At 71.1% G+C, this 12299-nt stretch carries 11 protein-coding genes and 1 pseudogene; 6 read left to right on the top strand and 6 right to left on the bottom strand.

What is annotated here, in order from left to right; all coding sequences use genetic code 11:
- Positions 1-48: 48 nt before the first annotated feature.
- The 3 genes from BS80_RS37645 to BS80_RS40665 all read right to left on the bottom strand — a co-directional run bounded on the left by BS80_RS37645 (position 49) and on the right by BS80_RS40665 (position 2937).
- On the bottom strand, positions 49-1143 hold the full coding sequence (locus BS80_RS37645) for a SagB/ThcOx family dehydrogenase (RefSeq protein WP_051966488.1): 1095 nt from the start codon (positions 1141-1143) through the stop codon (positions 49-51).
- Positions 1144-1712: 569 nt separating this feature from the next.
- Positions 1713-2276, bottom strand: coding sequence for a hypothetical protein (locus BS80_RS11800; protein WP_035796235.1), 564 nt, complete (start codon positions 2274-2276; stop codon positions 1713-1715).
- A gap of 520 nt (positions 2277-2796) precedes the next feature.
- Positions 2797-2937, bottom strand: a complete 141-nt coding sequence (locus BS80_RS40665; protein WP_157536166.1) for a hypothetical protein — start codon at positions 2935-2937, stop codon at positions 2797-2799.
- A 185-nt stretch (positions 2938-3122) separates the two neighbouring features.
- On the opposite strand from BS80_RS40665, the gene BS80_RS11805 reads away from it, so the two are divergent.
- The 3 genes from BS80_RS11805 to BS80_RS11815 are packed head-to-tail and all read left to right on the top strand — an operon-like array spanning position 3123 to position 4726.
- Positions 3123-3377, top strand: a complete 255-nt coding sequence (locus tag BS80_RS11805) for a hypothetical protein (protein WP_035796237.1) — start codon at positions 3123-3125, stop codon at positions 3375-3377.
- Positions 3349-3864 (top strand): DUF6879 family protein, encoded by a 516-nt coding sequence (locus BS80_RS11810; protein ID WP_035796239.1) that lies wholly within the window; start codon positions 3349-3351, stop codon positions 3862-3864. The genes BS80_RS11805 and BS80_RS11810 overlap by 29 nt, the downstream gene beginning before the upstream one ends.
- Before the next feature lie 13 nt (positions 3865-3877).
- A complete protein-coding gene (locus BS80_RS11815; RefSeq protein ID WP_035796241.1) occupies positions 3878-4726 on the top strand; it encodes a helix-turn-helix domain-containing protein in 849 nt (282 codons plus the stop codon).
- A 41-nt stretch (positions 4727-4767) separates the two neighbouring features.
- Here BS80_RS11815 and BS80_RS11820 read toward each other — a convergent pair whose 3' ends face one another.
- Positions 4768-6213: an FAD-binding oxidoreductase gene (locus BS80_RS11820; protein ID WP_051966602.1), complete on the bottom strand. Its 1446-nt coding sequence runs from the start codon at positions 6211-6213 to the stop codon at positions 4768-4770.
- A 146-nt stretch (positions 6214-6359) separates the two neighbouring features.
- Here BS80_RS11820 and BS80_RS11825 point away from each other — a divergent pair, with 146 nt between their 5' ends.
- Positions 6360-7622, top strand: a complete 1263-nt coding sequence (locus BS80_RS11825; RefSeq protein WP_157536168.1) for a hypothetical protein — start codon at positions 6360-6362, stop codon at positions 7620-7622.
- An 8-nt stretch (positions 7623-7630) separates the two neighbouring features.
- Here BS80_RS11825 and BS80_RS11830 read toward each other — a convergent pair whose 3' ends face one another.
- Positions 7631-8548: an alpha/beta hydrolase gene (locus BS80_RS11830; RefSeq protein ID WP_035796244.1), complete on the bottom strand. Its 918-nt coding sequence runs from the start codon at positions 8546-8548 to the stop codon at positions 7631-7633.
- Between the two features lie 127 nt (positions 8549-8675).
- On the opposite strand from BS80_RS11830, the pseudogene BS80_RS44065 reads away from it, so the two are divergent.
- Positions 8676-9602, top strand: a pseudogene (locus BS80_RS44065) (NAD(P)-dependent oxidoreductase); the annotation flags it as partial.
- Positions 9603-9617: 15 nt separating this feature from the next.
- On the opposite strand, the gene BS80_RS11840 reads toward BS80_RS44065, so the two are convergent.
- Complete coding sequence (locus BS80_RS11840) at positions 9618-11570, bottom strand: phosphocholine-specific phospholipase C (RefSeq protein WP_035796247.1); 1953 nt, start codon at positions 11568-11570, stop codon at positions 9618-9620.
- Positions 11571-11744: 174 nt separating this feature from the next.
- Between BS80_RS11840 and BS80_RS11845 the strand changes: the two genes are divergently transcribed.
- Positions 11745-12290 (top strand): RBBP9/YdeN family alpha/beta hydrolase, encoded by a 546-nt coding sequence (locus BS80_RS11845; RefSeq protein ID WP_035796255.1) that lies wholly within the window; start codon positions 11745-11747, stop codon positions 12288-12290.
- Positions 12291-12299: the final 9 nt, after the last annotated feature.

Genomic DNA, 12299 nt, shown 5'->3' on the forward strand with positions numbered 1-12299 from the left:
CCTGCTTCCAGGACGTCCGCCAAGTGGCTGCGGCCCTCGGCGGCGCGTTCAGCTCAGGTCCCAGGGCTTACTGGGGAAGTCGGAGTCGAGCGGCATGCCATCGTCCCTGGTCCGAGGAATGCCGCAGACCATGACAAACGTGGCGAACTCCGATCCCGGGTCGAGCCCGAGCGCCTGATCGACCAAGTCGTCCTGGAAGGCGCCGGTGATGGCGGCACCCAGACCGAGTGCGGTGGCCGTCATGGACACCACCTGTGCCACGTGGCCGACATCCTGCAGGAGGAAGCGATAGGCCCGTGCCTGCCGGTACTTCCAGGACATCCGTTCAGCCACCGCGACGGTGATCAGGGCAAAGCTGCCCGTGGTGAAAAACCCCTGCCTCGATGTCAGCCCCTCCCAGAATTCCCGGTCGGCTCGGGCGTCGACGGGAAGGAGGCCATGGCGGATCGCGTCGTATCGGTACAGGCCGGGTGAGACGTCCCGGACGTCGAAGACGGCCACGTAGGCGTCAGTCTCGTGCCGGGCACCGCCCGTGGCCGCGGCCCGCAGCTGGGTGACGCCCAGATCGCCGCAGTCGGAGAAGCGGAGCGGGGCGAAGGAGTAGTGGAGCAGTGTCGCGAAGGCGTCGAGCGACACCGGCTGACCGGTGAAGGTGCGATGGGTGCGCCGTTGTTCCAGCACGTCCTGGAAAGACATGGTCATCGGCCGGCGAACTCGGGGCAGCAGGAGCACCGGAGTCTCCGGGCCGGGGTGTGCGTAACCGCTCGGCCGGGGCCGGGTGAGCAACTCGCTCCGGAAGTCGCCGACCTGCTCAGCCGGGAGGAAGGCCACGTTCCTGGTGCGCTGGTGGAACCACCAGGCGACGGGCCCCCAGGCGTCCCACGGGCTCGGGGCCGCCGGCGCGGGTTCGTCCTCCTCCGCCTTGACCAGAAAGCCCAGCGCCAGCAGCTGCTCCACCGCGGCCAGCCGGGAGGACGCGGCGCCGCACTCGGCCTCGGGGACGGACAGCGGGGTCCGCGCGCTGATCAGGAGCTCGGCGATTTCGGGCCCTATCCGGAGCCGGGTGGGCACCAGCGGGCTCGATACCTGGATGCCGGTGGCATCGGGTTGGATGAACAGCGGGTTTACCGCGCGAACCAGCATGCAGAGCTCCATTGTCGGCCGGGGAATCGAAGGACTGACCATCCGGCCGGTGGGTCGCAGCCCCGCGCCCGGGCGTCGAACTGCCCGGTCAGAGCGGCGCGGGGCCGGTACCGGTCCCGCGCCCGCAGTACTGATGACGGCAGGTCAGCAGACGTTGTTCTTGTTCAGTGCCAGGAGGAACTCGTCGTCGTCCTCGATGACCTCGATCAGGAAGGTTTCCTGGTCCTGGCAGTTGGTCCGGTCTGCAGTGATCTCAGCCTGCATGGCCAGCCTCCTCGGTTTCTCGGTGCAGGGCCACCCGAATGGCGGGCCTCGACAGAGTCAACTCGCCGGCGCGTGGTGGGGGCAACCCCTCACGGGTTCCCAACACTTCTGACTTCCGGTTCTGAGCATATCGGTGGGTCAGCGCATGCAAGAGCCCCGCCCGGCCATCGGCCGGGAGGGGTGCCGCAGTGGGGCACCCCTCCCGGCCGAGCAGCGCAACCAGGCCAACGAAACCGAGTAGGCCCCGCCCTGCGGGAATTCACCAGCGGGACGGGGCCAGAGGAAGCACAGCGGGCGGCGCGGCCTCAGGCAAAAGCCATGGTGTAGACGCCTTGGTCGAGATGCGAGAAGCCGTGCTGCTCCCATGCCCTCCTGAGCTTGGCTACCGCCTCTTCATCCGGTCGCCGGATCTCCGGGTCAGCAGACTCGTAGGAACACGGTTCATCCGGCCCGTGGTCGTGGATCGGGGCCGGGTAGCAGACGGCCACCGTCCCCGGGACGGCCAGCCGCCGCAGCGCCGCAACTGCCAAGCTCATGCCGACTCCCTTGCCCCGCCATTCGTCCGTGACGTGGACCGACTCCAGCAGGAGCAGCAGTGGGGGGCGCAGCTCCGCCAGTGCGGGGACCAGGTCACCGTCCTCGGTGAAGATCACGCGCGGGATGCGGTCGAGCAGCCCGGGATCAACCTCAAGCGCCGCGCGGGGGTTCGGGGTCACTCCGGGAACCACCCGGGTGATCTCCGCACCTCCGGCTTTCCGATCGGCCCCGTTCTCGTAGAAGTGCGCTTTCCACCGGTCAGCCTTCAACGACCAGTCCACGTCAGCGAAGTGGCGCGACTCGTACGAGATGACGAGACGATCGTCAGCCATTGAAGCTCTCCCTTGCCATGGGGGACAGGCCCCTCACGTCGCACGCTGTGAGGGGCCTGCCATTCTGTCAGCCCTCAGGGGCCGGACTTGGGTGCGGTGGCGGTACCGGGTCGGGGTGTGGCTTCCCGGGGTGAATCGGCACGCCTGCCGTCCTACTTCTGCGGGGTGGGCTGCGGCTCCGGAGCGGGGTTGCCCTGGTGCTTCGGCGGGGGCTTCTCGGCTCCCTTGTGTTTGGACACGACGATCTCGATACGCATGGGGTTCCTCCTACTCGGCGGGGGTGGTGGCGGTACTGGCGGCGGTGCCCGGCGGCGTCGGACCGGGCGGCCTCTCAAGCGGGCCGTGGCGGATACTGGTGCCTCCTCACGCTGAGGGAACCGGCCGCCTGGTGGCGGCCGGGCCGTTCGGTGTTGCGGACCCCACCTCGGTCGGTGTGCTGTCCGAGGAAGGCCGATCGGGGGGAGCCTCTTGGGGCCCGGCCAGGCTGGACAACCCTTTCCACGGCCCAGCACGGGGGGTCTCAGATGCGGTGGCGGTACCGGCCCATGGCCTCACGCAACCGCCGCATGGTGTCCGACTCGGCGGGCTCCAGCACGCTGGGGCCAGCCGGAGGCTCGGGGTCGTCGGGCACCTCCGAAGGATGGCCTTCTGAATTCGACACGGATGCTCCCTCCGTTACCTGCCGGGCCGATGCAGACGACGCTACGGACGGTGAGACAGCCGGCTCTACGAACTTGCATGAGCTTGCACGCCAATCTTCTTGACCCGTCGCTGCATTGACGCTTCATCTACTGCTCAGCGAAGCTTGTGCAAGCCCGAGCAAGCACCTCGACCAGGGAGCCAGCGATGGCCGTAGAGTTCATTGGCATCGACCCCAACACCGACCGGGACCACTGCCCCACCGTGTGGGTGGACCTGGAGGCCCAGGAAATCCTGTTCCAGGGATGGAAACCGAGCCCCGAGACTCAGGCAGACTGCGAGCGAAGCAGCCCCGCGAATGGTCCGGTGCCCGACAGTGAAGCCATCACCAGGGTTCCGGCCCGGATGGTACCTATGATCAGGGAGGCGTGCGATGCCATCGAGCGTGCCCAACTTCGCTGACCTGCTTGGGCAGTGCGAGCGCTCTGCTGTCCATCTGGAGCTACGGGACTCCTATGCCCCGACAGAGCGGTTCGAGGGATGGCAGCGCGGCGAGCGGATCAACTGGGATGACCGCGAGTCCTGGTGGCATCCCTATGACCAGTTGATCACGGACACGGTGGCTCGGGGTGTGGTGATCCGTCGAGCTCGGATCGTCTCCGAGCCCGTGTCCGAGTACATCCGGTGGGAACACTACGTCACCCACGCGAACCTTACGGCGGGTGAGGAGGTCCGATGGCTGCAACGGCGACGGGCCACGGGTATCCCCCTCCCGGCGAATGACTTCTGGCTGTTCGATGGTGCGCTACTCCGGGTGCACCACTTCTCCGGCGACGGCGTGGTGGTCGAGGACGAGATCACGGCAGACCCGGAGACCGTAAAGCTGTGCACCACTGCGTTCGAAGCAGTCTGGGAGCGAGCGGTTCCGCACCACCTCTACGAAATCTGACGAGGCCAGCTCCATGCCCGCGCACCCCTCTTCGAGCGTTCAGAAGGCTCGCGAAGCCCTTGCCGGTCGGCTGAGTGAGATTCGGAAGGATGCCGGGATCAGCGGGCGGGAGCTGGCCGTCAGGTGTGGCTGGTCAGAATCGAAGTCATCCCGGATCGAGAACGCCAAGACACCTCCCTCCGATGCAGACATAAGGGCCTGGTGCCAAGCCTGTGGCGCCGACGACCAAGCCCTTGATCTGATCGCCGCCAACAGGCAGTCCGCCGATGCTCATGTGCAGTGGAGACGGCTTCAGCGGAGTGGGCTCCGTCGCCTGCAAGAGTCCACGGGGGACCTGTACCAACGGACCAGGGTGTTCCGGGCCTACGTCTCCGACGTGATCCCCGGGTTCCTCCAAACTCCTGGATATGCCACCGCTCTGCTGTCGTCCATCGCGGACTTCCGGGAAACCCCGGACGACGTGAGTGCCGCCGTAGCGGCCCGCATGCGGCGCAACGCGGTGCTGAGCAACGGCGCACGCCGGTTCTCGTTCGTACTGGAGGAGTCCGTATTGCGGTACCGCGTGTGCGGTACCGAGGCCATGGCGGCTCAACTCGGGCACCTGCTCGGAGCTATGGATCTTCCGAACGTCGCTCTGGGCATCATTCCGTTCGTGACACAACGGACCGTGTGGCCCATGCCAACGTTCACGATCTTCGACGCCACAAGAGTCCACGCCGACACACTGGATGCTGCCTCCACGCTCACGCAACCCAGCCAGGTAGATCTGTACGCCCGAGCTTTTGATCGACTCTCGCAGGGGGCGCTACGAGGCGCAGCAGCGCGCTCACTCGTGGCGGGCGCCTTGGCATACCTGGATTGACAGTCCCATCAGTGGATCAGCGCCAGCGGGCGCCATGGAGCTCAGGACTGCCGCCTGAGCAGCATCTTGCCGGGGTTCATGATGCCCTGCGGGTCGAGTGCGTCCTTCACCGTGCGCAGCAGGGCGAGTTCGAGCGGCGACTTCGCCGCCAGCAGCGCGTCGGCCTTGAAGACGCCGATGCCGTGCTCGGCGCTGATGCTGCCGCCGAACTCCGCGACCACCTGGTGCACCAGTGCGGAGACCTCCGCCCGGTCGATCCCGGCCGACGCCAGCCCGTTCGCCAGCACGTTGACGTGCACGTTGCCGTCGCCGGCATGGCCGAAGACGTTCGCCCTCAGGGCCGGATGACGCTGCGTAAGGCGCTCCTCGGCGGCGGTGACGAAGTCGGCGACGGCGCTGAGCCGGACGCCGACGTCGTGCTTGACGGCTCCGCCGGCCCGCTTCTCCGCCTCCGGCAGCGACTCGCGCAGCGCCCAGAGTGCCTGGGCCTGCGGATGGTCCAGGGCCGGTACGGCGTCGGTGACGAGCCCGCGTTCGGTGGCCTCGGTGAGGAACTCCTCCAGCTGGGCGGCGAGTCCGGTGCCGTCCCGGGTGGCGGTCGCCTCCACCAGCACGTACGCCGGATACCGCGCGCCGAACGGGTCGCGGGTGCCCGGGACATGGGCGAGGAGGAGCTCGACCCCGGTGCGGGTGAAGAGCTCCAGCGCGCTCAGCCGGTCCTCCAGCAGGTCCCGGGCGCAGGCCAACAGCGGAGTGAGCACTGAGAGTCGGGGCAGGGCGAGGAGGGCGACCGCGCGGTGGCGCGGGGCGGGGAAGAGCCGCAGGGTGGCGGCGGTGACCACGCCCAGGGTGCCCTCCGAGCCGATCAGCAGCTGTTTGAGGTCGTAGCCGGTGTTGTCCTTGCGCAGCGCGCGCAGGCCGTGCCAGATCCGGCCGTCCGGCAGCACCGCCTCCAGGCCGAGCACCAGTTCGCGGGTCATCCCGTAGCGCAGCACGTTGCTGCCGCCCGCGTTGGTGGCCACGGTGCCGCCGATCCGGCAGCTGCCCTCCGAGGCGAGTCGCAGCGGGAAGAGCAACCCGGCGTCGGCGGCGGCCTGTTGGACGTCCGCCACGATGCAGCCGGCCTCCGCGGTGAGCGCGAAGTCGGCCGGGTCGACCGAGCGGATCCGGTCCAGCGCGCGGACGCTGAGCACCACCTGCTCGCGGTCGCCCAGCGGCACTGCCCCGCCGACCAGCCCGGTCCCGCCGGCGAACGGCACCACCGGCACCGCGTACCGGGCGCAGACCGCGACGGCGGCGGCCACCTGCGCGGTGTCGCGCGGGCGCAGGACGGCGGCGGGGCGGGCGGGCAGCAGGCCGCGCTCGTCGCGGACGAAGCCGGCCGCCGGGTCGGCCGGGTCCAGGACATCGCCGGGCCCGAGCACGGAGCGCAGGGCGGCGAGGGCGGCAGGCAGGTCGGGCGAGGCGGCGGGCGGGTCGGATCGCATCTGGTCCACCCCGGCATCGTGCCAGCCCGACCGGCCGGAACGGTCCGACCTGCCCGATAGTCCCTTCGGGCGGATCTCGCCACCGCCCTGCGGACACAGGCCGCCAGCGCGCTCCCGGGGCCGCGCGGCGCGCCTACGGTCCCCTCATGACGTCCTCCGATGTCCGCCCGTCGCCCGCTCCGCCGCGCGCGGCGCCGACCGACGGCCCCGCCTTCGGCACCGTCCACGGACTCGTGGCGGTCGGCGCCCCCGCCGGACCGGCCGGGGGTGGTGAACGGGCGTGGCCGCGCCGGCTGGCGCCGCCGCTGCTCGCGTACCTGGCGGTGATGCTGGTGCAGATCGCGATGATCGCGCTGCTGCGCCGCCCGGACACCCCCGCGGTCGGCCATGTGCTGCTCAGCTGGGACAGCCGGCTCTACCTGGAGGTGGCCGCGCACGGCTACCCGGCCACCGCGTCGCGCGACGCGGGCGGCGGTTGGTTCGGCAGCAACCTGGCGTTCTTCCCGCTCTTCCCCGCGCTCGTGCGGGCCGTGCACGAGCTGACCGCCCTGAGCTACGGCGACAGCGCCCTGACGGTGGGCCGGCTGGGCGGAGCGGCCGCCGCCGTCCTGGTCCACCAGCTCCTCTCCCGCCTCTACACCCCGCGCACCGGCCTGGTGATGGTGCTGCTGACCGCCGCCCAGCCGATGGGGGTCAGCCTCGGCATGGGCTACACCGAGCCGGTCTTCCTCGCGCTGGCCGCCGGCGCGCTGCTGGCCGCACACCGGCAGGCCTGGCTCTGCGCCGGGCTCTGCGGCCTGCTGGCCGGGCTGACCCGCTCCACCGGCCCGGGCGTGGGCGCGGCGGTCGCGGTCGCGGCGGCGCTGCTGCCGTACGGCGCGTGGCGCAGCGGGATGCCGAGGCCGATCCGCCGGTGGCGACCGCTGGCCGGCGCCCTGCTGGCCGGCGCCGGCACGCCCGGCTACCTGCTCTGGGTCGGCCTGCACACCGGCACCCTGGACGCCTGGTTCCGTATCCAGCAAGGGGGTTGGGGCACCCACCTGGACTGGGGTGCGGACACCTGGGACTTCGTCAGCTCACAGTTCCGGGACGGCGCCGACTGGGTGGAGCTGAGCAGCGCGCTGCTGATCACGCTCGCCGTCGGCTGCACCCTGCTCGCCCTCACCCACCGGCCCTGGCCGCCGCTGGCCGTCTACGGCCTGCTGGTCACGGCGATGGCGCTCGGGCAGAGCAACTACGCCACCTGCAAACCCCGGATGCTGGTTCCGGCGCTGCTCTTCCTGCTACCCGCCGCCCTCGCGCTCGGCCGGGCCCGGGCGGTCACCGCCTGGAGCGTGACCACCGGCGCCGTGCTGCTCGGCAGCTGGTACGGCGCCGGGATGCTCACGCTCTGGGGGACGGTGATCTGATCCGGAACCTACCGCGCGGTCAGGCTGTGACCCAGGAAGTCCAGCGCGGCCGGGAGCACCCGGCGCCAGAAGCCGTCGGTGTGCTCGCCGCGCGGGAAGTGCCCCTGCACGGCGCCGCCCCGGGCGGCCAGTTGGCGGGCGGCGGGGCAGAACGGGTCCTCGGTGCCGCACCAGACGGCCAGCGGGGAGCCGTGCGGCTGGTCGAGGTGCAGCAGCGGTTCGTCCTCGCGCCAGTCCGCCTCGGAGTCGAAGCCGTCCACCGTGCGGGCGTCGTCCCAGGTGCGGAAGACCGCCGGGCTGAGCACCGCGACCGGGCCGAACCCCGCGCCGCGACCCCGGGCGTAGCGCAGCGCGCCCGAACCGCCCATCGAGATGCCGAGCGCACCGCCGGGCGCACCGGCCCGCGCACGGGCGAAGCCCCGGGCGGCCAGCCAGCCGGGCAGCTCGTCCGACAGCATCCGCTGCGGGTCGTCGCCCGGGGTGCGCTGGTGCCAGTAGCTCGCGTCCCCGCCGTCCACGGCGACCAGGACGAACGGCGGCACACCGGCCCGGACCGCCGCCGCCTGGAACTGCGGCATCCCGAGCTGCACCATCGTCCGCGCGTCGGCGCCGCGCCCGTGCAGCACCACGCAGACCGGCAGGCCGGAGGGGTCGGCCACGCCGGGTGGGGTCATGGTGATCAGCCGCACCGTGCGACCACGGGCGCTGGAGGCGACCGGCTCGTCGGTCAGCGGTCCCGGGGTGACCTGCGGCACGCTGCCGTCCGGGCCGGTCAGGCCGAGCGCCCGACGCAGCGTCACCCCGCCCGGCAGGACGTCCTGGGCCATCGCGGTCCCGGTCCCGGCGCCGAGCGCGGCCAGGCCGCCGAGCGCGCCGCCCGCCCACAGCAGCCGACGTCTGGTCAGGCCTGTTCCGCTGGTGCTCATCGTCTCCCCGTCTCCCCGTCGAACATGATCGAACGCTCTTGGGAGATGCTAACCGCGCCCGGGCCGGGCAGCATGGCACAGAGCCGGGCGACGTCAGTAGAAACAGCAGTCAACCGAGCAGCAGTCAACCGAGCAGCAGGAGAGAGCCTTGAACGTCGGATTCGTCGGATTGGGGGCCATGGGCCGGGAGATGGCCGGGCAGTTGGTGGCCGCGGGCCAGCGCGTGCAGGTCTGGAACCGCTCGCCGGAGCCGGTGCGGGCGCTGGTCGGGCGGGGGGCGCTGGCTGCGGGGAGCCTCGCCGAGGTGTTGGAGAACGAGGTCGTGGTGTCGATGCTCGCGGACGACGCCGCGGTGGAGTCGCTGTTGCTCGACGAGGGGTTGTTGGCGGCGGCGGGTGCGGCCGTGCACGTGAACATGGCCAGCGTCTCGCCCGCTCTCGCCCGGCGGGCCGCCGAGCTGCACGCCCGGCACGGCATCGGCTACGTCGCCGCGCCGGTCCTCGGCCGCAGCGACGTGGCGGCCGCCGGGAACCTCACCATCCTTGCGGCGGGTGAGAGTTCGATGATCGACCGGGTGGAGCCACTGTTCGAGGCGATGGGCCGGGCGACCAGGCGGCTGGGCGATCAGCCGCAGGTGGCCAATGTCGCGAAGATCAGCGCCAACTTCATGCTGGCCTCCGCCATCGAGGCGTTCGCGGAGGCCTCCGCGCTCGCCGAGGCCTCCGGCCTGCCGTCGCAGGAGCTGCTCGCGATCGTGACGAGCACCATCCTGCCCGGCCCGGTCTACTCCGGTTACGGCGCGATGATCGCCGAACACCGGTACGAGCCGGCCGGGTTCCGCCTGGCGCTCGGCCTCAAGGACGTCGGCCTCGCGCTGGACGCGGGCGCCGAGGCGGGCGTGCCGCTGCCGTTCGCGGACGTGCTGCGCGAGGCGCTGGCGGAGTCCGTGGCGCACGGGGACGGCGGGCTCGACCTTGCCGCGCTCGGCGAACGGGCCCGCCGGCGGGCCGGGTTGACACCCCCGCCGAGCGGCGGCGGTGTCAACCCGCAGTGACGGCCACGGCCACGGCTACGGCTGGAGGCGGCCGGCGAAGCGGCGCTCGAAGCCGTCGCCGGTGTCGGCGGTCACGGCGTAGTCGTAGCGTCCGGCCGGGGTCGGCGCGAGCACGTCCCGGGCGCTGCCGCCGGCCGGCACGGTGACCGTCCGCGGCGTCGAACCGCTCGCGCCGAAGGCCGAGTTGGCGCCGATGGTGAAGACCACCGGACGGCTGCCCTGGTTGCTCAGGGTGATCTGCACGCCGCCCGGGGTCTCCACCGAGGAGACCTCCGGGTGGCCCTTGGCGGAGTTCGTCCAGGTGCGGACGTCACCCTTGTAGCCGCGCAGGAAGCCGTCCGGGCCGTGCGCGTCGACGTCGTACGGGCCGCCGCTGACGCCGAGCGCGCTGAAGTAGTCGGTGACCGTGCCGTCGACCGGCAGGGTGTAGCGCCAGGCGCCGAACTGGCGGAAGTTCACCACGTACATCGAGACGCCCGCGCCCAGCGTGCCCAGGTTGTCCAGGGTGACCCAGAGCCGGCCGGTGGAGGTGTCGGTGTGCGAGGAGGAGCCGAAGCGGTAGCCGGTCGGCAGCGACGGGCGGTCGCCCGGCTCGACCTGCGGCTGCTGCTGGATGATCGGCGGGAAGAGCGGCGGCAGCAGCAGCTTGTCCTGTTCGGCCAGGTCGGCCAGCAGCTGCTTGGTGTCGGGCAGGGCGGGGAAGGTCCGGTTGCTGGTGGTGAAGTCGAAGGCCGACATCAGGTCGCCGCAGACCGTGCGCCGCCAGGCGGAGATGTTGGTCTCCTTCACACCGGTCCAGTTCTCCAGGAACCGCAGCACCGAAGTGTGGTCGAAGACCTCGGAGTTGACCTTGCCGCCCCGGCTCCAGGGCGAGATGACGATCATCGGCACGCGCGGCCCGAGGCCGATCGGCACCCCGCCCACGAACTCGTCCGGCGTGCCGTCCGGCGCCACCGGCGGCACCACGTGGTCGAAGAAGCCGTCGTTCTCGTCGTAGTTGAGCAGCACGACGGTCTTCGCCCAGACCTCCGGGTTGGCGGCCAGCGCCTCCAGCACGTACGAGGAGGTGAAGTCCGCGCCCTGGGCCGGCGGGTAGTTGGGGTGCTCCGACTGGGCGGTCGGGGCCACCACCCAACTCACGGCCGGGAGGCTGCCGTTGGCCACGTCGTTGGCGAAGTCGTCGGCGCCCCGGCGGGCCATGCCGTTGACGTAGAGCGGCGAGTCCTGCGGGGCGGTCTGGAAGCTCTTGAACCAGGCCAGCGCGTTGTCGTCGTAGTTGTCCTGCTGCTGGTACACCTTCCAGGAGATGCCGGCCGCCTGCAGCCGCTCGGGGTAGGTGGTCCAGGTGAAGCCGGACTTGGTGTTGTCGGTGGCCGGGCCGCCGCCGGTGGCGTTCGGGTCGATCGTTCCCGACCAGAGGTAGAGCCGGTTCGGGTCGGTGGAGGTCAGGGCAGAGCAGAAGTACTGGTCGCAGACGGTGAAGGCGTCCGCGAGGGCGTACTGGAACGGGATGTCCTGGCGGCGGTAGTAGCCCATCGTGTACCAGGTCTTGGCCGGGATCCAGTTGTTGTACTGGCCGTTCGCCCAGGCGCTGTGGGTGCCGGCCCAGGAGTGGTCCAGGTCGAAGATCCGCTGGGCGTCGCTGGTGGAGGTGTCCAGGTGCCAGGGCAGTAGGTCGGTGCCGCCCACCGTGCCGAGCATCTTCTGGCGCAGCACGTCCGAGCCGCCGGGGAAGCGCACCCGCGAGGTGTCGCCGTACCCGCGCACGCCGTTCAGGGTGCCGAAGTAGTGGTCGAACGAGCGGTTCTCCTGCATGAGCACCACGACGTGCTCGACGTCGTCCAGGGTTCCGGGCGCCGAGGGGGCGGCCAGGGCCTGCTGAACGGTGCCGGGCAGCGCGCCGAGGCCGAGCGCGGCGCCGGAGGCGGCGGCCGAACCGAGCAGAGCGCGGCGGGAGAGCGGGGACACGAGGCCTCCAGGAAGGGGGTACCGACGGCGAGTTACCTGCGGGTAAGGATGATTCCAGTCAAGGGTGAACAGCGGAAGACCCGGGGACAGCCGTTGAGGTGTCTGTACATATCGCGGTCCGAGGTGGCTGGAGTGGCCCTTCCTGGCGGATCATCAGGCCGATAAACTGACCGGGTGACTGACACCGCCGCCTCCGTCCTCGTTCTCCCCGGCTACCAGGGGTCCGGCCCCGAGCACTGGCAGAGCCAGTGGGAGCGGGAGCACCCCGCGTACCTGCGCGTCGAGCAGGCCGACTGGGACGCCCCGCAGGTCGACGAGTGGGTGGCGACCCTGCACCGGGCCGTCCTGGCCCAGCCAGGACCGGTCGTGCTGGTCGCGCACAGCCTCGGCTGCATCACCGTCGCGCACTGGGCGGCGCGTCACGGCCTGCCGGTGGCCGGCGCGCTGCTGGTCGCGCCCGCCGACATCGACAACGCGGTGGACCCGGGACTCCGGACCTTCCAGCCGATCCCGCTGCGCTCGCTGCCGTTCCCCAGCATCGTGGTCGCCAGCAGCGACGACCCGTGGGCCAGCATCGAGCGGTCCCGGCGGTTCGCCGAGAACTGGGGCGCCCGGCTGGTCGAGCTCGGTCCGCACGGGCACATCAACAGCGATTCCAAGATGGGCAGTTGGCCGCAGGGTCAGGAGCTGCTGGCCGAACTGGTCTCGAAGGCCGGCTGAGAAGAGACC

Origin of the sequence: Kitasatospora mediocidica KCTC 9733, assembly GCF_000744225.1 — a bacterium.
GTDB classification, from domain to species: Bacteria; Actinomycetota; Actinomycetes; order Streptomycetales; family Streptomycetaceae; genus Kitasatospora; species Kitasatospora mediocidica.

Excerpts from the sequence above, each read along its gene's own strand:
- BS80_RS37645 (WP_051966488.1), bottom strand. The coding sequence starts at position 1,143 with ATGCTGGTTCGCGCGGTAAACCCGCTGTTCATCCAACCCGATGCCACC.
- BS80_RS11800 (WP_035796235.1), bottom strand. The coding sequence starts at position 2,276 with ATGGCTGACGATCGTCTCGTCATCTCGTACGAGTCGCGCCACTTCGCT.
- BS80_RS11805 (WP_035796237.1), top strand. The coding sequence starts at position 3,123 with ATGGCCGTAGAGTTCATTGGCATCGACCCCAACACCGACCGGGACCAC.
- BS80_RS11810 (WP_035796239.1), top strand. The coding sequence starts at position 3,349 with ATGCCATCGAGCGTGCCCAACTTCGCTGACCTGCTTGGGCAGTGCGAG.
- BS80_RS11815 (WP_035796241.1), top strand. The coding sequence starts at position 3,878 with ATGCCCGCGCACCCCTCTTCGAGCGTTCAGAAGGCTCGCGAAGCCCTT.
- BS80_RS11820 (WP_051966602.1), bottom strand. The coding sequence starts at position 6,213 with ATGCGATCCGACCCGCCCGCCGCCTCGCCCGACCTGCCTGCCGCCCTC.
- BS80_RS11825 (WP_157536168.1), top strand. The coding sequence starts at position 6,360 with ATGACGTCCTCCGATGTCCGCCCGTCGCCCGCTCCGCCGCGCGCGGCG.
- BS80_RS11830 (WP_035796244.1), bottom strand. The coding sequence starts at position 8,548 with ATGAGCACCAGCGGAACAGGCCTGACCAGACGTCGGCTGCTGTGGGCG.